Origin of the sequence: Colwellia sp. 20A7, from assembly GCF_009832865.1 — a bacterium.
Lineage (GTDB): Bacteria > Pseudomonadota > Gammaproteobacteria > Enterobacterales > Alteromonadaceae > Colwellia.
This window is the reverse complement of the sequence record NZ_CP047130.1, coordinates 1173783-1194233: the sequence shown is the minus strand read 5'-3', so window position 1 is coordinate 1194233 and position 20451 is coordinate 1173783. Positions and strand designations below refer to the sequence as shown.

22 protein-coding genes are annotated in these 20451 nt (G+C 36.2%); 8 read left to right on the top strand and 14 right to left on the bottom strand.

The features are described 5' to 3' along the window. Position 1 precedes the first annotated feature (1 nt). The 7 genes from rnc to rpoE all read right to left on the bottom strand — a co-directional run bounded on the left by rnc (position 2) and on the right by rpoE (position 6532). Positions 2-730, bottom strand: coding sequence for a ribonuclease III (gene rnc, locus GQS55_RS05230; RefSeq protein WP_159818614.1), 729 nt, complete (start codon positions 728-730; stop codon positions 2-4). After that, a complete protein-coding gene (gene lepB, locus GQS55_RS05225) occupies positions 730-1662 on the bottom strand; it encodes a signal peptidase I (RefSeq protein ID WP_159818612.1) in 933 nt (310 codons plus the stop codon). Before lepB ends, rnc begins: the two co-directional genes overlap by 1 nt. A 78-nt stretch (positions 1663-1740) precedes the next feature. Beyond that, positions 1741-3531 (bottom strand): translation elongation factor 4, encoded by a 1791-nt coding sequence (gene lepA, locus GQS55_RS05220; protein ID WP_159818610.1) that lies wholly within the window; start codon positions 3529-3531, stop codon positions 1741-1743. A gap of 102 nt (positions 3532-3633) precedes the next feature. Beyond that, a complete protein-coding gene (locus GQS55_RS05215) occupies positions 3634-4125 on the bottom strand; it encodes a SoxR reducing system RseC family protein (protein WP_159818608.1) in 492 nt (163 codons plus the stop codon). Beyond that, positions 4125-5138 (bottom strand): MucB/RseB C-terminal domain-containing protein, encoded by a 1014-nt coding sequence (locus GQS55_RS05210; protein ID WP_159818606.1) that lies wholly within the window; start codon positions 5136-5138, stop codon positions 4125-4127. Before GQS55_RS05210 ends, GQS55_RS05215 begins: the two co-directional genes overlap by 1 nt. A gap of 90 nt (positions 5139-5228) precedes the next feature. Beyond that, complete coding sequence (locus GQS55_RS05205) at positions 5229-5876, bottom strand: sigma-E factor negative regulatory protein (protein WP_159818604.1); 648 nt, start codon at positions 5874-5876, stop codon at positions 5229-5231. Positions 5877-5953: 77 nt separating this feature from the next. Beyond that, on the bottom strand, positions 5954-6532 hold the full coding sequence (gene rpoE, locus GQS55_RS05200) for an RNA polymerase sigma factor RpoE (protein ID WP_159818602.1): 579 nt from the start codon (positions 6530-6532) through the stop codon (positions 5954-5956). Positions 6533-6761: 229 nt separating this feature from the next. Here rpoE and nadB point away from each other — a divergent pair, with 229 nt between their 5' ends. After that, entirely contained in the window at positions 6762-8432 is a 1671-nt protein-coding gene (gene nadB, locus GQS55_RS05195) for an L-aspartate oxidase (protein ID WP_159818600.1), read from the top strand. Here the strand turns inward: nadB and GQS55_RS05190 are convergent. Next, the gene (locus GQS55_RS05190) at positions 8404-8775 is read right to left on the bottom strand and encodes a protein YgfX (protein WP_159818598.1); all 372 of its coding nucleotides are present in this window, start codon (positions 8773-8775) and stop codon (positions 8404-8406) included. The two genes, nadB and GQS55_RS05190, sit on opposite strands and share 29 nt — an antisense overlap. Before the next feature lie 61 nt (positions 8776-8836). Next, entirely contained in the window at positions 8837-9121 is a 285-nt protein-coding gene (locus GQS55_RS05185; RefSeq protein WP_159818596.1) for an FAD assembly factor SdhE, read from the bottom strand. Between the two features lie 186 nt (positions 9122-9307). On the opposite strand from GQS55_RS05185, the gene ygfZ reads away from it, so the two are divergent. Then, positions 9308-10285, top strand: a complete 978-nt coding sequence (ygfZ, locus tag GQS55_RS05180; RefSeq protein WP_159818594.1) for a tRNA-modifying protein YgfZ — start codon at positions 9308-9310, stop codon at positions 10283-10285. An 83-nt stretch (positions 10286-10368) separates the two neighbouring features. Beyond that, positions 10369-10863, top strand: a complete 495-nt coding sequence (locus GQS55_RS05175) for an FKBP-type peptidyl-prolyl cis-trans isomerase (RefSeq protein WP_159818592.1) — start codon at positions 10369-10371, stop codon at positions 10861-10863. A gap of 153 nt (positions 10864-11016) precedes the next feature. On the opposite strand, the gene GQS55_RS05170 is transcribed toward GQS55_RS05175, so the two are convergent. Together GQS55_RS05170 and GQS55_RS05165 are read right to left on the bottom strand one after the other, a co-directional pair. Beyond that, complete coding sequence (locus GQS55_RS05170; RefSeq protein ID WP_159818590.1) at positions 11017-11370, bottom strand: DUF1428 domain-containing protein; 354 nt, start codon at positions 11368-11370, stop codon at positions 11017-11019. A 312-nt stretch (positions 11371-11682) separates the two neighbouring features. Then, positions 11683-12165 carry a YajQ family cyclic di-GMP-binding protein gene (locus GQS55_RS05165; RefSeq protein ID WP_159818588.1) on the bottom strand — a complete coding sequence of 161 codons (483 nt, stop codon included), beginning with the start codon at positions 12163-12165 and terminating at the stop codon, positions 11683-11685. 145 nt (positions 12166-12310) lie between these two features. Here GQS55_RS05165 and GQS55_RS05160 point away from each other — a divergent pair, with 145 nt between their 5' ends. Both GQS55_RS05160 and GQS55_RS05155 read left to right on the top strand, forming a co-directional pair. Then, complete coding sequence (locus tag GQS55_RS05160) at positions 12311-12709, top strand: VanZ family protein (protein WP_159818586.1); 399 nt, start codon at positions 12311-12313, stop codon at positions 12707-12709. Positions 12710-12716: 7 nt separating this feature from the next. Beyond that, a complete protein-coding gene (locus GQS55_RS05155) occupies positions 12717-13700 on the top strand; it encodes a ketopantoate reductase family protein (RefSeq protein ID WP_159818584.1) in 984 nt (327 codons plus the stop codon). A 41-nt stretch (positions 13701-13741) separates the two neighbouring features. Here GQS55_RS05155 and thiI read toward each other — a convergent pair whose 3' ends face one another. The 3 genes from thiI to pomA form a co-directional block, all read right to left on the bottom strand. Further along, positions 13742-15196, bottom strand: coding sequence for a tRNA uracil 4-sulfurtransferase ThiI (thiI, locus tag GQS55_RS05150; RefSeq protein WP_159818582.1), 1455 nt, complete (start codon positions 15194-15196; stop codon positions 13742-13744). Positions 15197-15354: 158 nt separating this feature from the next. Further along, positions 15355-16296 carry a flagellar motor protein MotB gene (locus tag GQS55_RS05145; protein WP_159818580.1) on the bottom strand — a complete coding sequence of 314 codons (942 nt, stop codon included), beginning with the start codon at positions 16294-16296 and terminating at the stop codon, positions 15355-15357. 26 nt (positions 16297-16322) lie between these two features. Then, entirely contained in the window at positions 16323-17090 is a 768-nt protein-coding gene (gene pomA / locus GQS55_RS05140) for a flagellar motor protein PomA (protein ID WP_159818578.1), read from the bottom strand. A gap of 245 nt (positions 17091-17335) precedes the next feature. Here pomA and xseB point away from each other — a divergent pair, with 245 nt between their 5' ends. Genes xseB through dxs form a run of 3 tightly spaced genes read left to right on the top strand, consistent with a single transcriptional unit; the run spans position 17336 to position 20394 of the window. Continuing rightward, entirely contained in the window at positions 17336-17602 is a 267-nt protein-coding gene (gene xseB / locus GQS55_RS05135) for an exodeoxyribonuclease VII small subunit (RefSeq protein WP_159818576.1), read from the top strand. Then, entirely contained in the window at positions 17599-18489 is an 891-nt protein-coding gene (gene ispA, locus GQS55_RS05130; protein WP_159818574.1) for a (2E,6E)-farnesyl diphosphate synthase, read from the top strand. Before xseB ends, ispA begins: the two co-directional genes overlap by 4 nt. Positions 18490-18522: 33 nt before the next feature. Further along, on the top strand, positions 18523-20394 hold the full coding sequence (dxs, locus tag GQS55_RS05125; RefSeq protein ID WP_159818572.1) for a 1-deoxy-D-xylulose-5-phosphate synthase: 1872 nt from the start codon (positions 18523-18525) through the stop codon (positions 20392-20394). Positions 20395-20451: the final 57 nt, after the last annotated feature.

Below are 20451 nucleotides of genomic sequence, written 5' to 3'. Positions count from 1 at the left end.
ACTATTTTACCTTGGTATTTTTTTGCTTAAGACTAATTTGCTCTAACTGTGCTAAAACTTCTTGTGCCGCAGCTTGCTCGGCTTTTCGCCTACTTGTACCTTGAGCAATAACCTCTTTATTGACAACTTCGGTAATACAGCTGACAGTAAAATGCTGGTTATGCGATTGACCACTTGTATCAATAACATCATAAACAGGTAAAGGTATTTTTCTACCTTGAAGGTATTCTTGCAAACGAGTTTTAGGATCTTTTTGCTCATTTCCTGGCTTAATTGCATCTAGTCGCTGAGCAAACCACGATAAAATCAACTGCTTACATTGAGATATATTGGAATCTAAATATACCGCGCCAATAATAGCTTCAATCGCATCTTCTAAGATAGATTCTCGTCTATGCCCACCGCTTTTCAGCTCTCCTGGACCTAATATTAAGTAATCACCTAAATTAAAGTCCCGTCCAATTTCAGCTAAGGTTACGCCTTTCACTAAACTAGAACGCATACGAGTTAAGTCGCCTTCGTTATGCTTAGGGAACTTATCAAATAAAGCTTTTGCAATAACAAAACCTAAAATAGAATCACCTAGAAACTCAAGCCTTTCATTATGCTGCCCTTTCGCGCTTCGATGAGTAAGTGCTTGTATAAGTAGCTCAGGTTGAGAAAAAGTGTAACCAATTTTTTTTGACAATCGATTAATAGAAATAGCACTAATTTGATTTTTATTACTCATCAGTTTATTGCGCCAATTCGCTCAAAACGGACATTTGTTGGTATCCAGTGAGGTAAAATACTTTCATCAGTGCGTTCAAAATCAAAACTCATCCAAATCGCAACGGCTTGTCCTACTAAGTTTTCTTCAGGTACAAACCCCCAAAAACGGCCATCAAGAGAGTTATCACGGTTATCACCCATAACAAAATAATGACCTTCAGGAACTAAGAATTCATCTTGACCGGTACCCGCTTGCTGAAAATAATGTCCTGTTCTAGGTAACACGTTCTGATTATTCAAAATATTGTGCGTTTTATCGAACATTACTGCTTCAAATTGGTTCATTCCCTCTTCTGCATCAGGCCCTTGATACTTATTAGTAAAATTATTCACAATTTGTACAAAGTCTGGACAGCTAGTATCTGACTCTTTACAGGCTTGTTTAATATATAAAGATTTATTTCTATAAATAATACGATCACCAGGCAAGCCAATAACACGCTTTATATAATCTATACGAGGATCTCTTGGGTATTTAAATACAACAGCATCACCTCTTTTAGGTAGGCCAACCTCAAAAAATTTATTACGAGCAACAGGATCCCTTAAACCATAATTAAACTTATTCACTAAGATGAAATCACCATCAAGCAATGTTGGCATCATCGAACCAGAAGGTATTTGAAAAGGTTCATAAAGAAAAGATCTTAAAACTAAAACAAAGGCTATAATAGGGAAAATTTGAACAGAAGTATCAATTAAAGGTGATGGTTCCATCAGCTTTGCAATAGTTTCTTTTGGTAATTCAGCTCCACCTTGTGCTTTTAGTGCATCTTGCGCTTCCTCAACGTTTAACTTACGTTGAGGTGCCAAATAAAACTTATCTACAAGCCAAACAATACCGGTTATTACCGTAATTGCGACTAAGATAATTGAAAAATAAACAGCCATAAAATTCCTATTTTTAATTGTCAAAAAAATAAGTACTGAATATTTTTTAGTTCAATACTTATGATTTGTATTTTTTTGTTAACTATCTAATTTAAGTACCGCTAAAAACGCTTCTTGAGGTACTTCAACATTACCTACCTGTTTCATGCGCTTCTTGCCGTCTTTTTGTTTTTGTAATAACTTTTTCTTACGACTAATATCACCACCATAACATTTAGCCGTTACATTCTTACGTAATTGTTTAACGGTTGTTCTTGCGATAACGTTATTACCAATAGCAGCCTGAATAGCAATATCAAACATTTGGCGATGAATCAGTTCTTTTAGTTTATCAACTAACAAACGTCCACGTGAAACAGAGTTATCTCTGTGTGTAATCATAGCTAAAGCATCAACTCTATCGCCATTAATCATAACATCGACACGCACCATATCGGCTTCTTGGAAGCGAATAAAGTTGTAATCAAGCGAAGCATATCCACGACTTGTTGATTTTAATTTATCAAAAAAGTCCATAACCACTTCAGCCATAGGTAATTCATAAGTAACGGCAACTTGATTTCCGTGATAAATAATATCTTTTTGTACACCACGCTTTTCAATACATAAGGTAATAACACTACCTAAGTATTCTTGCGGTACTAAAATATTAGCTTGTACAATAGGTTCGCGAATTTCGTCAATATTATTTATTGCAGGTAAATCAGCAGGATTATCGATAGATAATACTTCACCATTTGTACAAGCAATTTCATAATTTACGGTTGGCGCTGTCGTAATTAAGTCAAGATCATATTCACGTGCTAAACGCTCTTGAATAATTTCCATGTGCAACATGCCAAGAAAACCAATACGGAAACCAAAGCCTAAAGCAGAAGAATTTTCAGGTTCGAAAAATAATGATGCATCGTTAAGGCTTAATTTATTAAGTGCATCACGAAAATTTTCATATTCATCTGAGCTTATCGGAAAAATCCCCGCATAAACTTGTGGCTGTGCTTTTTTAAAGCCAGGTAGTGCTTTGTCTGTTTCTTTTTTGCTGATAGTCATGGTATCACCTACCGGTGCACCATGAATTTCTTTAATTCCAGCAATAACAAAACCAACTTCACCTGCGCGTAATATGCCAGTATCAACTTGCTTAGGTGTAAATATGCCAACTTTATCAACTTGGTGAACATGTCCTGTAGACATCACCAACATCTTATCGCCTTTTTTAATTTCACCGTTTATTACACGAACTAAAGAAACAACGCCTTGATAGTTATCAAACCATGAATCAACAATTAAAGCTTGCAAAGGAGCGTCGTACTGACCTTTCGGTGGTGGGATATTTTTAACAATAGTTTCTAACACATCTTCAATACCAAGACCTGTTTTTGCTGAACAAGTCACGGCATCAGTAGCATCAATACCAATAATATGTTCAATTTCTTCACAAACACGTTCAGGATCGGCTTGTGGTAAATCTATTTTATTCAAAATAGGAATTACTTCTAAATCCATTTCGATAGCAGTATAACAATTAGCCACTGTTTGTGCTTCAACACCTTGTCCGGCATCAACAACCAGTAATGCACCTTCACATGAGGCTAGAGAGCGTGATACTTCATAAGAGAAATCAACATGGCCGGGAGTATCGATAAAGTTGAGTTGATAAGTTTCACCATCTTTAGCAATATAATCTAAAGTAACACTTTGTGCTTTAATGGTAATACCACGTTCACGTTCAATGTCCATTGAGTCAAGAACTTGGGCTTCCATTTCACGTGCTTGCAACCCCCCACAATGTTGAATTAGACGATCTGAAAGTGTTGATTTACCGTGATCGATATGAGCAATAATTGAGAAGTTACGTATGTTTTTCATAAATGGCTATTCAGATAAAAAGTTATTAATTCAAGAATGGCGTGATCTTAACGAATTTAGCGCGCTGGGGCTATCTTTTGTTCAGAATTTTCACAACACATGTTAACTTTCGCTAATATTGTCGACTTCGAGCGGCTTAGGTAAAACGCGTAAAATCTTAGGTTGTAATTTTTTTTGCTTTATTGGATCACTTTGTAGCTTTTTAGCTAATCGATAACCTAAATAGCCACCGAAAGTGCCTATAACCATTGCGATTAACTCATGAGCGAGTATATCTTCCTGTACTAACCATTGCCCGAATGCTGAAAAAGAAAAAAGCCCAAAGATTGGTAGTAAATAAACTTGCCAAGCACTGCGTAATACATCTTCTTCAGGTACTGTTAATAAAACACTATCGCCAATATCGATAACTTGATTATAGAGTGATTTAGGTTTACTCAAAGTGAATGATAGCTTTTTATGAGGAATAGCTTTAGCAACCTGTCCGTTAGCACAGCTACTAACCTGCGAACAGCTATTGCAGGTAGACTTTATTTGACTGACTACTGTAATGTCTCCACGACTAATCCCGGTAACCGTTGCTAGTTCTTCCATTAGGGTGAGACTGCCTTAGCATTAAAGCTCACTGAATTAGCTATTTCTTTAGCTGTTTCTAAAGGGATTTTTCCAACAACGCTCACTTCAATATTATTAACTACTTGGCTCAACACTAACGTAGCACCATCGTTACCGAATTCTAATGCTCTATTTTTTTCTTGGCTTGGGTTAACATAAACCGAAATATCAACTAAACCATCATTAAAAAGCATAAATTCAACAGCTTGTTTATTAGTGCTAATGCGGTGTCTATCTGATTTGATCGATTCAAAACCAGTAGGTAGCCAATTAACTTGCCAGGCTAGATCTGTCACTTTTTGTTGAGTAGTAACATCCACAACTTTGGGTAATTCAGTAGTTTTTAATTGACTGAGGTTTTCAGAAATAGTGTCCGTTATGTCTAAATGAGTAAACTGAATTTGCTCAAGTAAGTTACCTTTACGGGTGATGATTGCTAACTTTAATAGCAAGCCACTTTGTTGATCTAACCAAATCCAGTAACCAAAACGATGCGAGTCTTTTGGCACAATACGCACCAATTGCGCGGCTCTACCTAGCACTCTATTTTTTCCTACTAAAACTAGGTGATAATTTTTTTCTAAAACACTGATATCTTGGCTAAAAACAGCCGGAATTGGACCACTAATTTGTGAAGAGTCGATAGAGTATGGTGCATACTCTGGTTCGTTATAACTAACGGTATTATTAATACGTAAAATATCGCGACGAGGGCCATTTAATAAAGCTAATATTTCAAGCTCTACATACTTGTTACTGTCATCTTTATCTGCCGTTTCATTTTCTGCAATACCGTGTAGCCAGTGGTAAGGTTCAGCTTGGTTATTTTTAACAACAACAAAAGAAGTATTAAAATTTACCTGACGTAATGATTGAGAAAGACGCTCTAAAAGTAGTTTTGCTTGCTCTTCATCAGCAGAGAACGCTGAAAAACTAACAAATAAACTGGTGATAAAAATACAGATAAAGGAGAATGATGTTAGTGTTTTCATATTTTCTCGTGTTTTAGACATTAAAAAGTGAATAACTCATTATACTTAAGTTACTCACGTTTCATATAGGGGCAATAAAGGGTTAATTTTCTATTGAGATTTCTCTAATTCTTTTTTAATTTCAACAAGACTTTCTGTGTTATCGTTTTGTCTGACTTCGCTCAACTTAATTTGTTGCTCGTGATCTGATAATAAAGCTTGGAAACGTCTTTGTTGTTCAATTCTTTGTTCAAGTTCAGCTTGTTGTTGAGACTTAGTATTTTGTTGAGATTTAGTATTTTGTTGATAATTAAAGCTTACTGGATTGGCAAACCCACCTAGCGGTTTCGTTTGTACAATTTGGCTTGGCATAATAATTTCATTGGTATCAGCGGTATTTTGCTGTACGCCAATAATCATTAGTCCTGCAGCTGAGGCTGCAATAGCGAATTGACCAACAGGCTTGATAAGCTGAACGACTTTAGCTTTAAATCCAGTAGAAACATTACTACTCGACCGACTAGGCGCTAGTACCGTTGGTTCATCTGCAATTGCTGATGCTATTTGTGCAGATAAATCTAACTGTAATGCTGCGGGTACTTCATTGCGCATTACATCACCAATTAAATGATAGTTCTCCCAGGTATTTGCTAAGTCTTCATCCTTGAGCATCTCGTCAATAGTTTGTTCTGACTCTTGCTCAGGAACACGATAATTATCAACTATAGATGATATTGTCTCAAACTTACTTTCACTCATACTTTAACCTTTTAATTCACACCTAAATTGGTGTTAAAATTGATAAACTTTCGTTTAACTATCCATTATTGCGAAAGTTAATTTTTTAGTAATGGTGTAATCTTTTTATCTATTACATCACGTGCTCTAAAAATTCGCGAACGTACTGTACCAACAGGACATTCCATAATGGTTGCTATTTCTTCATAACTTAACCCTTCAATTTCTCGAAAATTTATTGCCATTCTCAAGTCATCTGGTAGTTGAGCTATTGTATCGAAAATCACCTTTTTAATTTCTTCAGTAAGTAATACTTTTTCAGGTGAAGCATTCTCTCTGAGCGCTTCCCCTCCATCATAAAACTCAGCATCTTCTATTTCAACATCATTACTTGGTGGTTTACGACCTAAAGCGACACTATGATTTTTTGCACAATTTACTGCGATTCGATATAGCCAAGTATAAAATGCGCTTTCCCCTCTAAAATTAGGTAAGGCACGATAAGCTTTTATAAAAGCTTCTTGTACTATATCGGGCACATCACTGTGATTACTTACATAGCGCGACACTAGGTTAGACACTTTATGCTGATATTTAGTTACTAACAGGTTGAAGGCGTTTTTATCCCCTTGCTGAACCCGCTCAACCAATACTTGGTCGACGTTCTGTTCGCTCATTTGAGCCATTTCTCCTAAATATACTCTTCAAAATTGAGAGTAAAAAATTATTTTACACATTTGGCTCATAACAAACGCATAAATTAAGACTACAGGTTCTAGAAAAAGTTCTATTTAATTTAATTTATTTCTATTTTAGTCTCAATTCGTACTTATTAGCTCTATTATCAAACGTTAATTAACGTTAATATCTAACTATAATAACTGATTTCACTGAACATTCGTATATATGAATCAACAAAATAATTGTGACGTTTTAATTATTGGCAGCGGTGCTGCTGGTTTAACACTTGCTTTACATTTAGCAAAAAATGCAGATGTTGTTATATTAAGTAAGGGTCCATTAAATGAAGGATCTACTTATTATGCTCAAGGTGGTATAGCAGCCGTTTTTGATGAAAATGATAGTATTGAAGATCATATTTCAGACACACTTATTGCTGGCTCTGGCCTTTGCGATGAAAGTGCGGTTCGGTATACGGCTGAAAGTGCAAAAGCTTGCCTTGATTGGCTAATTGAGCAAGGTGTTAATTTTGATAAAGAAGATGACCCTCAAGGCCAAGCTAAATATCATTTAACCAGAGAAGGCGGTCATAGCCATCGTCGTATTCTTCACGCTGCAGATGCAACCGGTAAAGTTATTCAAACCACCCTATCTGAGCGAGTTAAGCAACACTCACGTATTCGCATATTTGAACGTTATAATGCCATTGATCTTATTTGCGATAATATTGACGCTAAAAGTACTGATGCTAAAAAAGCCAATGGTAAAAAACAATGTATTGGCGCTTATATATGGAATAGAAATACAGAGAAAGTTGAAAGCATTTACGCCCAAAAAACTATTTTAGCTACAGGCGGTGCGAGCAAGGTTTATCAATACACTTCTAATCCTGATGTTGCTAGTGGTGACGGTATTGCTATGGCATGGCGAGCAGGCTGTCGTGTAGCAAACATGGAATTTAATCAATTTCATCCCACCTGTTTATTTCATCCTGATGCTGGTACTTTTTTATTAACAGAAGCATTACGTGGTGAAGGCGCTAAATTAAGACGACCTGATGGCAGCCGCTTTATGCCGGCTTTTGATGAGCGCGCTGAACTAGCACCTAGAGATATTGTTGCCCGTGCGATAGATTTTGAAATGAAGCGTTTAGGTGTTGACTGTATGTACCTAGATATAAGCCATAAACCCGCTGATTTTATCAAACAACATTTCCCAACGATTTATCGACGTACTAAAGATTTAGGCATTGATATCACCAAACAACCTATGCCTATAGTACCTGCGGCACATTATACTTGTGGTGGTGTAATGATAGACCAACACGGTAGAACGGATGTTCATCAGCTTTATGCTATTGGTGAAATGTCTTACACAGGGCTACATGGTGCAAATCGTTTAGCGAGTAATTCATTACTTGAATGCTTAGTTTATGCACGAGCTGCTGCATTAGAAATTAGTGGTTCGTTAACGCATAGCAACTCTTTTATTACCTTACCGCCTTGGGATGAGAGTCGAGTAACCGACTCGGATGAAGAAGTGGTTATTCAGCATAACTGGCATGAACTACGCCTATTTATGTGGGATTATGTTGGTATTGTAAGAACAACTAAAAGGCTTGAACGCGCTTTGCATCGTGTTGAATTACTACAGCAAGAAATTCAAGATTATTATCAAAACTTCAAAGTCAGTAATAATTTACTAGAATTAAGAAACTTAGTACAAGTCGCTGAGCTAATTATTCATTGTGCTCTGAAAAGAAAAGAAAGCCGAGGTCTTCATTACACGCTAGATTTTCCAGATACCTTACCAGACGCAAAACCAACAATATTAACCAGTAAATTGAGTTCAAATAAAAGTTTAGTGCCTAAGGTTGACGATTCAGTTGAGCAATAACAGTCGCTAACCGAGAGAAGTCTTGCTTACTTAAACTATCACGGTAAATAAAGAGTGTTTTGTTTTTGTAAGCTTGGTTATCGTTAAATATCAAGTTAGCTGGAGTTTTGGGCTGTAAAATCAACCAACAGCCCAAAAAACTAAAACGACTACTTTCTTGCAATTGATAGTGGTCACTCCCTTTAAAAGAGCAATCACCTTCTCTACTTAATTCAAAGTTTACGTCAGTAATAAATTCAACAGGTTTATTTGAAACCCATAAGCCAAATATAAATAACGTAAGCACAATAATGACTACTGCTAGATGATAAGCATAAGTCAACAAGAGTAATGGTAATAGCAATAATACAACCCAAACGCCCGCATATAACATAGTTTTATAGCGTGAGCTTTTAACGCATATATTATACTTTAACGCGGTTGAGAATAAGTTGCACCATGGTGTTAAGTTCTTTATCTTCACAAGTTTTATGTCCCATGAACCAAGCAAATAAATCTGGGTCTTGCTCGGTAAGTAAACGTTCAAAAATGTATTGTTCTTTCGATGTTAAATTATCATAAGCTTCATCAACAAACGGGATGAATAGTATATCTAACTCTAGCATACCACGGCGACAAGCCCATCTTAGTCTAGCTTTATTGACTATAGGTTGAGGATTTTTTTCTTGAGAGCTAATTGATGTTGGCATAGTAATTTACCTAAAGTGATGTTCTAAGGAGTAACCGTTTTGCTTTAACGCGTTGTTTAGTAGAATACATTGTAACAACAACAGCTGTTTTACCGCCAATAAATTGTGTCTTTTTTACAACTGAACTTGATTTTTTGCTCTTTCACCCTTATTTATCTTTTATTAACTACAGTATAGGCTTTTCTTATGTCAATAAACCTTGAAGTAAACTTACCTACTCTAGAAAAATTACCCAACACTTATTTAGTTTCACTGAACCATTATAGTGCTATTTCATTAACGGGTGAAGAAAAGAGCAAGTATTTGCAGGGACAAGTTACCTGTGACGTTACCACGAGTACAGAACATAGCTTACTTGTTGGCGCACATTGCGATGCTAAAGGAAAAACTTTTAGTGTTTTTCGCTTATTAAATAGAAACGATGCACATTTATTGATTCAGCCTAAATCGAGTATTGAGTCATCTATAGCAGAATTAAAGAAATTTGGTGTTTTTGCCAAAGTTGATATATCTGAAACCAAAGAGTTGGCGATTTTTGCTCTGGTAGGTGATGACGCTATAACTACATTAAAAAACAGTTTTTCTCGAATTCCAGACAGTTTAAACCCTGTAGTCCAATCTGATACAACTACTCTTGTTTATATTCCCGGACAAAAATCACGTTATTTATTAATTGATTCAGCACCTTGCTTAGAAAATATTTTAGAAAAAACAAATTTACCTGTTTACTCTAATAATATCTGGAATTTGCTCGAAATCAGTGAAGGTTTTGTACAGTTATCTGGTGAAAATAGCGGTGAATACGTTCCTCAAATGCTTAACCTGCAGGCTATTCACGGTATCAGTTTTACTAAAGGCTGCTATTTAGGCCAAGAAACTGTCGCTCGTATGCAGTATTTAGGTAAAAATAAAAAAGCACTCTTTTCATTAACTGCCGCATTAAATCAGCCAATACAAAGTGATGATATAATTGAAAAGCAATTAGGTGAAAATTGGCGTAAAGCCGGTGATGTATTATGTACATATCAAGCCGATGATGGAACATGCTATATCCAAGCAGTATTAGGACACGATGTAGATAGCTCAACACAATTAAGAATAAAATCGCAACCTGATGCTAAGGTAGCAATTGAAGCATTACCTTACTCATTAGCTGTTGAATAACAGAAATAGCTTTACTTAAATGTTAACATAACCGCTTAACATCTAAACTTAACTTTAAACTCAGTTTTAACATTGGACAATATATGAAAATTACCAACAATTCAGTAGTTGTTATGCACTACGCAGTATCAGACAGCGAAGGTTCATTAATCGACAGTTCTTATGATGATAAACCAATGACCATAATTCAAGGTTCAGGCTATCTTATTGAAGGTCTTGAAGATGCATTACTTGGCCATCAAGTTGGTGATCAATTTAAAGTAGATGTAAGCGCAGATAAAGCTTACGGTGAACGTCATGACGACTATGTACAAACAGTACCAAAAGAATTACTGCAAGGCGTTGAAGATTTAACACTAGGTACTCAACTTCGTGCTAGCACTGACGATGGTGAACAAACCGTTATTGTAATTGATGTAGCAGACGATGAAGTAACCGTTGATGGTAATCACCCATTAGCAGGTATTGATTTGAGCTTCGAAGTAGATATTTTAGAAATTCGTGAAGCTACTGAAGAAGAACTTGAACACGGCCATATTCATGGTGAAGGTGAAAGCTGTGGACATGATCACGGCTAAATAAAAATTTACCCCATAGATAAAGTTCGAGTTACAAACCTTAAGCATTTAACTAAGGTAGCATAACTCAAGCTTTATCTAGTAATTCCAAATATCTTCTAACAGTCAGATTATTGGCTTTTATGTTACTTGTTATTTAAATGACACTCGCAGCTATTCCTCTATAAGAACTTCGAAACCGCCGTATATTAAACGCTTACCATCAAAAGGCATTGGATTTTGATCTGGATGCATCCTAGGGTCTTCCATAATAGCTTCCCAACCAGCATCACGTACCTCTTTCGTCGGCCATAATACAGATGAAAAAACTACCGTTTCATCCTTGCCGCAATGAACAGCCATAGGAAAGGAGGTTATATCGCCATCAGGAACATTATCCCCCCAAGTTTCAGTGACTTTAAGTGCTCCGTGATCTTTAAAAACAACCGCAGACAACTTAGCATGTTCAACATATTTTTCTTTATTTTCTGTTGGTACTGCAGCTACAAAACCATCTACATAAGACATATATGACCTCTGTTTAATATTTTTCAGGTTGAAATTCACCTAGACATGATGAATTTCTCAAAAGGCTAGCCTCCATATCCGAGATTAACTTAAAAAAACATAATTAGTTTAGTAAAGAACTGAAGCATAGGGTTAGATACTCTAAAAAATTTAAAGTACAAGTTGCTATTAAAGGTGAAAGCACCTGTATTGATGGATTTTACGACAGTCAGGTTTGGCTAAAGTGGAGAAACTAGCAGTGTTATATCGAGTTTTAGCCACTACGACGAATGGCTGCAACTCGATAAGCGAGCATTAAAATCTATATAAAAATTAATCTTTAAAATTATTAAATTGAAATGATTGCTCTAAATCAGCTTCACGAACAAAACGCATTACCGCTTGTAAATCATCACGTTTCTTTCCTGTTACGCGAACTTGCTCACCTTGAATAGCAACTTGCACTTTAAATTTTTCAGCCTTAATTAACTTAACTACTTTTTTAGCTACGTCTTGCTCAATGCCTTCTTTAAACGTTACTTGCTGGCTCCAGTTTTTACCCGTTGCTGAAGGGGCTCCCATTGTCATCGCTTTAGCGTCAACATTACGCTTAGTTAATTGACTACGTAGCATGTCACAAAGTTGTTTTAGTTGAAAATCACTTTCAGACTTTACCGTTACCGCAGGCTTTTTCCATTCAAAACTTGCATCTACACCGCGAAAATCAAAACGAGTTGATATTTCACGATTGGCATTATCTACCGCATTACGTACTTCTTCTAAGTCAGTCTCAGAAACAATATCCATTGATGGCATAATTATTCTCTTTCAATTAAAGTATTATTGCCCCTATTATACCTAGCAAAAAGAGCCAAACAAGCCGACGCCACCAGAATTTTTCATCCACAAGCGCTGCAGACATGATAATATTGAGGTCTTATTTTTTAAAAATGTATACCTTGTGAAAGTACGACATCACCTAACCTTTTTTATTTTTATGTTCTGTTGTGGGATCGCTCTGTTTTTTTCCCATGAATTATTATTACCTGATGCCCTAACAAGATTAGTATTTCGCTCACCGCAAATAGATACTATTGGTCATTTTATTAGCTTTTTCGTCTTAAGCTGGTTAGCTATTTCAGTGATAAAGCTTTCATTATTAACTACTTTTGTTACTTTATCTTTCTATGCTGGACTCAGTGAATTAGGACAATATTATTTAGGGTTTCGAAATGGTGAATTTAGTGACTTTTTTGCCGACGTGGCTGGTATTGTTTTATACATACTGTTTAAAGTTGCTTATTTTCGATATAGATCATTTATGATTCAGAAAATAAAAAAAAGCAAACGACGCGGGTAGTACTCAGTTGAGAAATATTATTATTGTTGGGCAAGGCGCGATAGGATTACTTTGGTATCATCATATTTTACAGATGATAAATAACCACGGTGATTATAATAAAGCACGGCTGCATCTGTTACCCTCGAAGAGAACCGATTCAACTTATCCTTCAGCTAAGCCGCGGTCTAATAAGACATCGACAAATCAAGTAACCATATCCTATGATCAATATTCTTTTACTGATCATAATGCTTTAGTACATCAGGGTAAAATTAATTACGCGCAAACTGAGGATATTGAGCAAGCTGATCTCATTATTTTTTGCGTAAAAGCTTTTCAAATATCGTTAGCGCTGAGTAATATTGCAAGTAAATTAAAGAATAATATTGATATTGTACTTGCTCATAATGGTATGGGAACCTTGTCAGAACTATCGCAAGATGTAATCAAACACCAGAATATTTACGCATTACTCACAACACATGGTTGTTTGCGCTCAGCGCCTTTTACGGTGACACATACCGGAGTCGGTTCAACAGATATTGGTTTACTTTCTGGTGTGCCAAACTTAGCACAGCAAGAATCACTGACAAAATTATTAAATGCCGCCCTACCTCAAGTAACATCTCATCAAGAAATTAATCAAAAACAATGGTTAAAGCTAGCAATAAATTGTGTTATTAATCCATTAACAGCAATAAACGATATCAGTAATGGTGAAATAAATAATGCTGAATATTCATCAACAATTTTAATCTTACTAGAAGAAGTAGTGGCTGTAGCTGATGCTGAAAAGGTGAACTTAGATTTAGCAGATCTTAAAATAATAGTGAAAAATGTAGCACAAGCAACAGCTAAAAATAGCTCTTCTATGCGTTGTGATATTACAGCACAACGTATGAGCGAAATAGATTACATTAATGGCTATATTCATCGCTTAGGTATAAAATACAAGATTGCCACACCAGAAAATACGAAGATGTGGCAAGCCGTTAGCGCGCTAAGTTAACGCGCTTGCCTAATACGCTAGTTTCAAAACTAAACTCGGTACTATGGACGATATACCTTTACGTTACTAAAACCATTATCAATCAAGTATAGAGCTTGTAGCTTACTCATTACTCCGTGATCACAGTAAAGTAAGTAATCTTTATTCATATCTAAATCACCAAACTGTGTGGAAAGTTTATAGAATGGAATATGTTTAACTTCAACATTATCTAAGTTTAATGGTTTATCTTCTTCTTCTTCTGGACTACGAATATCAACCACTACAGCATTCTCTGGAATATTTTCCACAAGATCAACTGCATGAATTTCTTCTTCGGTTTCTTTACCAATATCACGAATATCAAAGACACGTGTTTCACTGATAACTTTGTCAAGAATATCAAAATCGAAATGACCTTCTTCTTCTTCAACTTTAGATAATACCGCTTTTACTGTCGGTTTCTTTGAAATAACACCACAATACTCAGGAATAGTTTTCGCAAAATCTTCCGTACCAATATCACGAGCTATATCAATAATATCTTGTTTATCATAAGCCGCTAACGGACGTAAAATAAGTGTTTCTGTTACTCGATTAATAACGTTTAAATTAGTTAGCGTTTGGCTAGAAACTTGCCCTAAACTTTCACCAGTAACTAACGCTTGAACTTTACCTTTTGCAGCTATTTTACTCGCGGCACGCATCATCATACGTTTAAGTATTACGCCCATCTGGCTATTTTCAACTTTTTCTAATATTTCAGCCACAACAGGTTCAAAATCAACGGCAAAGAATTTAACTTTATGAGAAGCACCAAACTTATTCCATAAATAATAGCTTACTTGCTTAACACCAACTTCATGAGCAGAGCCACCAAGATTAAAGAAACAATAATGAGTTCTAGCACCCTTTTTAATCATTTGATAACTAGCAACACCCGAATCGAAACCACCAGACATTAATGATAAAACATCTTCTTGTGTAGCTATTGGGAAGCCACCTAAGCCTTTATGGCGTTCAGTAACAATAAATAAATCTTTATTTTTTATTTCTAATCGAACCGTGATATCAGGTTTAGTTAATTTAACTTTTGCACTTTCTACTGATTGATTTAAACCACCACCAACATACTGTTCTACTTTAAGTGAATTAAAGTCATGTGTACCCGTGCGTTTAACACGAACACAGAAAGTTTTATTTTCAATAGTTTTCGCATGAATGGCTAATGTTTTTTCATAAATATCATGTACGTCAACAAATTCTGATTGCTGAACTTCTAAAAACATTGGTATACCTGGAATACACTTAAGTGCTTCCACTAAACGTTCACGGTTTTCAGGGCTATTGTCTTTAGTATTTACTTCAATGTTATCCCAGTTCATCCGCGTAGTTACTTTTTCGTCAATACGGCGTAAAACATTTTTAACATTCGATTCTAAGATCTTAGTAAAACGTTTACGAACAGGGCGAGATTTAATGGTGATTTCAGCTTGCAGCTTAACGATAAATTTCATCGATGTTGGCCTAATAAATAATAACAATAAGAATAATGGCGCGCATTATATACCCAAACCACCTCAAAATGCGAGTTTAGGAAATATTGAGCACCCATAAAAAAAGCTGTCACAATTACGGTGACAGCTTTTAATATTAGTAGATTAATACATTAACTTTATTGAAGTACTTGAATAGGTTCGCTCTCTTTCGGCTTACCTTGATTAATAGCAATTTCAACACGACGATTTCTGCGTCGATTTAGTGGGTTAGTATTAGGCACTAATGGGCGAGTGTCTGCGTGCCCTGCAACAACTAAACGGGCTTGATCAAAGCCTGGTACTTTAATTATCTCATGTGCAATAGCAACGGCTCTCTGACTTGATAAATCCCAGTTTGAATTAAATAATTCTGAATCTATCCCGCGATTATCAGTATTTCCTGAAATCATAATTTCACCCGGAATCGTATTTAACAACTCACCTATTTGTCTAATAATAGGTTTAAATTTAGGTTGTAAAAACGCAGAGCCCGATGGAAATGAACCATTTTCTCGAATGCGAATAATAACTTGCTGCCCTAATGATTCGAGTTCAACAGCGCCATCTTCAATTTGTTTTTCAAGCTTGTCGGCTATTTTTTTGACTAAATCATTTACCTGTTCTTGCGCCGCTTGTTCTATTTGTTCTTGTGCTTCCTGAAGTACTTGTTCAGACAAGGCGTCATCTGTCTTTTGTGATTGCCCTCCTCGTTCGCTACCTCGTTGTTCTTGACGACCGCCAGCAGAAGTTTCATCGCCAGCTTGGAATTCCAGCATTTGCTGGGTTATTTCCATTGTTTGCTGCTGAATAAGCTCAATTGGTGTTGGCTCTGGTTTTCCTGGTCTAAATTCCTGAGCAATAATACTGGTACCTTTAGGAATATCTTTTACTTCAATTTTATTTTGTACGCCAAAAGCAAACTTCATTGACCCCGCAATTTGTTTAAACTTTAGTACATCCATTTCAGAAAAAGATAACAATAGTACAAAGAAACACATTAACAACGACATAAGGTCGGCGAATGTCCCCATCCATGCAGGTAGACCAGGAGGTGGACATTTACACTTTTGTTCAGTCATAAAACCTCCTATTTATAAATCTATTACTATTCATCATCAGTAGTAGACGCTTGACGCTTACCTTCAGCAAGATAGTTTTTCAATAAACCTTCGATTACACGTGGATTTTGCCCATCTTGAATTCCAAGTACCGCATCAAGAATTAATTCTTGGTTCATTTTTTCTTCCTCCATGCGTAACTTTAATTTCGTAGCAAGTGGGATTGCAATCACATTAGCTAAGAAAGCACCATAGAGTGTCGTTAACAAAGCAACCGACATGGCAGGACCAATGGATTTAGGATCATCCATATTTGCTAACATAGCCACTAACCCAATAAGTGTACCAATCATCCCCATAGCAGGAGCAACATCAGCTAAAGCCGATAACATACCGGCACCCTTTTCATGGCGCTCTGTCGTAAGGTTGATATCTTTTTGTAAAGTCGCACGTACTACATCGGCATCGTGGCCATCAACGAGCATATCAACACCTTTTTGCATAAAGTTATTGGTTATTTCTGCTTCCTCTAATGCAAGAAATCCACCTTTGCGCGCTGCATCAGCCATATCAACAGATTTTTCTATTAATTCTTCAGGTTTTTCTAATTTAAATATGAACGCTTTAGCTATAACTTTTCCGATACCAAAAAACTGACCTAAGCTGTAATTAGATAGCACGATAAAAAGTGAACCACCAAAAACAATTAGTATTGATTGCGTATCAACAAACATCATAATATCGCCAGACAAAACCATCGCGATAACAAGAAAAGCAACGGCACCAAGGATACCGATTAAGGTTGCTAAATCCACAGAAAAACTCCTAAAACTAAAAAAACCAATTTGACCTAATAAAATAATAGTACATTATGACAAAGCTATTCGCCATTACTTATCCTTTTATATATTAAGTTATCGCCCTTGTAGTCAATAACTTAATCGTAAATCAGTAACAATATTCATTGAAATATATGAGCGCTACATTGACCATTGTGCTTAGCTAGGGTAAGTTTGCGCCTAGAGTTGAAAGCATCTAGAGCATAAAGAGAATATAAAAGATGGCCAAAAAGAAATTAGAAAACCTAAGTTTTGAAGAGTCGCTTAGCGAATTGGACACTATAGTGCAGAATTTAGAGCAAGGAAATTTAGACTTAGAAGAGTCAATGGCACTTTTTGAACGTGGTTTAACATTAAGTAAACTAAGTCAAAATAAGCTACAAACAGCAGAGCAAAAAGTTAAAATTTTACTCGAACAAAATGGCGAGCAACAGCTCCAAGACTTTGCTTTAACTGACGATGAACAAATACCAGGTGAGCTTTCGTGAGTAGTTTAACCAACCATGATGTTTTTCAACAGCGTATCGACCAATTTTTAGAACAAAAGCTTGCAAGCTTAACAGTCAACGACAATAAGTTGCATGAAGCAATGCGATATGGACTATTAATAGGCGGAAAACGTATACGCCCATACTTGGCTTATATAACAGGAGAAGCGCTAGGTGTTGATTTAAAGGACATCGACGGAGTTGCTGGCTCAATAGAGTGTATACATGCTTATTCATTAGTACATGATGACTTGCCTGCTATGGATGATGATGATTTAAGGCGCGGTAAACCAACCTGTCATAAAGCCTTTGATGAAGCTACAGCTATCCTTGCTGGTGACAGCTTACAAACACTCGCCTTTGATATTATCGCTAACCATGACTTTTCTGAAACCGTAAAGCCTAAACAAATTACATTAATTCAACAATTAATTACTGCTGCTGGATATCAAGGAATGTGCGGTGGTCAAGCACTTGACTTAGCTGCAACAGATAAAATGATAACCTTAGAACAATTAGAAGTTTTACATTCTTTGAAAACAGGTGCTTTACTGGAAGCTTCTGTTTTAATGGTTGCAGAATGTAGTTCTAAAATATCGCCTCAAGAGAAACAAGCATTAAAAGCTTATGCGCAATTTATTGGCTTAGCATATCAAGTACGAGACGATATTATTGATATAATATCAACCCAAGAACAGCTTGGAAAACCATGTGGTTCAGACCTTGCTCTAAATAAAAGTACTTACCCTGCACTGCTGGGTTTAGAAGGCGCTCAAGAAAAAGCTGAAAACTTATTTCAACAAGCACTTCAAGCTTTAGCCAGTTTGCCTTACAATACACAATCCTTAGCTGAATTTGCCACCTTTATTATTAAACGTAGCCATTAAACAGCTAAAAATAAAAACAACTATAGAACAACTATGACCACAAACCTTACTGACTACCCATTACTTACCCAAATTAATTCGCCAAAAGATTTGCGAAATTATTCTCAAGATAAATTACCGCGAATAAGTAATGAGTTACGTCGTTTTTTATTAAATTCAGTGAGTAAAAGTAGTGGGCATTTTGCTTCAGGTTTAGGCACAATTGAACTAACTGTTGCCTTACACTATGTCTACAATACCCCTTTTGATCATCTTATTTGGGATGTTGGTCACCAAGCATATCCACATAAAATTTTAACTGGCCGTCGAGATCAACTTCATACTATTAGGCAAAAAGATGGATTACATCCTTTTCCTTGGCGTGAAGAAAGTGAATACGACACATTAAGTGTTGGTCATTCAAGCACTTCTATTTCAGCAGCATTGGGCTTATCAGTTGCCGCTGAAAAGGAAGGACTAAATAGAAAAACCGTTGCCGTTATCGGTGATGGTGCGATGACTGCTGGTATGGCATTTGAAGCGCTAAACCACGCAGGTGATATTAAAAAAGACATGTTAATTATTTTAAATGATAATGAAATGTCTATTTCAGAAAATGTTGGTGCTTTAAATAATCATTTTGCAAAAATGCTTTCAGGAAGCCTCTATACAGGTATTAGAGAAGGTGGTAAACGTTTATTAAACAACCTTCCTCCAATTAAGGAATTGGCAAGTAGAGCAGAAGAACACCTAAAAGGTATGGTTGTTCCTAGTACTTTTTTTGAAGAGCTTGGCTTTAACTATATAGGCCCGATTGACGGCCATGATGTTGAAGGTTTAGTCGATACAATTAAAAATATGCGCAGCCTTAAAGGCCCGCAACTACTACATATTGCAACAAAGAAAGGTAAAGGTTTCTATGCTGCTGAGCAAGATCCTATAAAGTATCATGCAGTACCTAAGTTTAATCCTAGCGATGCAAACTTACCTAAATCTAAACCTTCATTGCCAACTTACTCTCAAATATTTGGTGATTGGTTGTGTAAAACAGCTGCCGTAGATAAAAAGTTAGTCGCAATTACCCCTGCTATGCGTGAAGGCTCTGGTATGGTTGAATTTAGCCAACGTTTTCCGGATCAGTATTACGATGTTGCTATTGCTGAACAGCATGCTGTTACATTCGCAGCAGGACTAGCTATTGGTGGTCAACACCCCGTTGTTGCTATTTATTCAAGTTTTTTACAACGCGGCTACGATCAACTTATCCATGATGTTGCCATTCAGAATTTGCCGGTTATGTTTGCTGTTGATCGCGCAGGTATTGTTGGTGCCGATGGTGCGACACATCAAGGCTCATTCGATTTAAGCTTTTTACGCTGTATTCCAAATCTTGTTATTATGGCCCCAGCAAATGAACGTGAATGCCAGTTGATGTTAAATACAGGTCATAAATCAAATACCCCAACGGTAGTTCGCTACCCACGCGGTAGTGGCACTGGTGAAGAACTACCAAATATTGATGAAGTAATAGAAATAGGTAAAGCCAGAGAAGTTATAGCGCCAACCGAGAGCAATAATATTGCGATTTTAAGCTTTGGTACCATGTTAAATGAAGCAAATAACGCGGCTGTATCACTTGGTGCGACACTTATCGATATGCGCTTCATTAAACCGCTTGATAACAATATGATTAATCAATTAGCTAAAACCCATAGTACGCTAGTGACGATCGAAGATAATGCAATTGCCGGCGGTGCTGGATCAGCAGTAAATGAATATATTTTATCGCAAGGTATTGCGATTAAAGTATTAAATATAGGTATTCCTGATCAGTTCATTAAGCATGGTACGCAAGAAGAAGTTCATCAAGAATTAGGTTTAGACAGTTTGGGAATAATTAAAAAAATCAATGATTTTATTAGCTAGCCGCTAAAATTAACAACACTGATACTTTTAATAAGTTGATTAAGTTAGTGTTCAGTA

Bases quoted from the DNA above. Each gene is read 5' to 3' on its own strand.
- GQS55_RS05175 (WP_159818592.1), top strand. From the start codon at position 10,369: ATGAAAATTACCAACAATTCAGTAGTTGTTATGCACTACGCAGTATCA.
- ygfZ (WP_159818594.1), top strand. From the start codon at position 9,308: ATGTCAATAAACCTTGAAGTAAACTTACCTACTCTAGAAAAATTACCC.
- rnc (WP_159818614.1), bottom strand. From the start codon at position 730: ATGAGTAATAAAAATCAAATTAGTGCTATTTCTATTAATCGATTGTCA.
- nadB (WP_159818600.1), top strand. From the start codon at position 6,762: ATGAATCAACAAAATAATTGTGACGTTTTAATTATTGGCAGCGGTGCT.
- GQS55_RS05185 (WP_159818596.1), bottom strand. From the start codon at position 9,121: ATGCCAACATCAATTAGCTCTCAAGAAAAAAATCCTCAACCTATAGTC.
- rpoE (WP_159818602.1), bottom strand. From the start codon at position 6,532: ATGAGCGAACAGAACGTCGACCAAGTATTGGTTGAGCGGGTTCAGCAA.
- GQS55_RS05210 (WP_159818606.1), bottom strand. From the start codon at position 5,138: ATGAAAACACTAACATCATTCTCCTTTATCTGTATTTTTATCACCAGT.
- lepA (WP_159818610.1), bottom strand. From the start codon at position 3,531: ATGAAAAACATACGTAACTTCTCAATTATTGCTCATATCGATCACGGT.
- xseB (WP_159818576.1), top strand. From the start codon at position 17,336: ATGGCCAAAAAGAAATTAGAAAACCTAAGTTTTGAAGAGTCGCTTAGC.
- GQS55_RS05215 (WP_159818608.1), bottom strand. From the start codon at position 4,125: ATGGAAGAACTAGCAACGGTTACCGGGATTAGTCGTGGAGACATTACA.
- GQS55_RS05170 (WP_159818590.1), bottom strand. From the start codon at position 11,370: ATGTCTTATGTAGATGGTTTTGTAGCTGCAGTACCAACAGAAAATAAA.
- dxs (WP_159818572.1), top strand. From the start codon at position 18,523: ATGACCACAAACCTTACTGACTACCCATTACTTACCCAAATTAATTCG.
- lepB (WP_159818612.1), bottom strand. From the start codon at position 1,662: ATGGCTGTTTATTTTTCAATTATCTTAGTCGCAATTACGGTAATAACC.
- thiI (WP_159818582.1), bottom strand. From the start codon at position 15,196: ATGAAATTTATCGTTAAGCTGCAAGCTGAAATCACCATTAAATCTCGC.
- GQS55_RS05165 (WP_159818588.1), bottom strand. From the start codon at position 12,165: ATGCCATCAATGGATATTGTTTCTGAGACTGACTTAGAAGAAGTACGT.
- GQS55_RS05205 (WP_159818604.1), bottom strand. From the start codon at position 5,876: ATGAGTGAAAGTAAGTTTGAGACAATATCATCTATAGTTGATAATTAT.
- GQS55_RS05145 (WP_159818580.1), bottom strand. From the start codon at position 16,296: ATGACTGAACAAAAGTGTAAATGTCCACCTCCTGGTCTACCTGCATGG.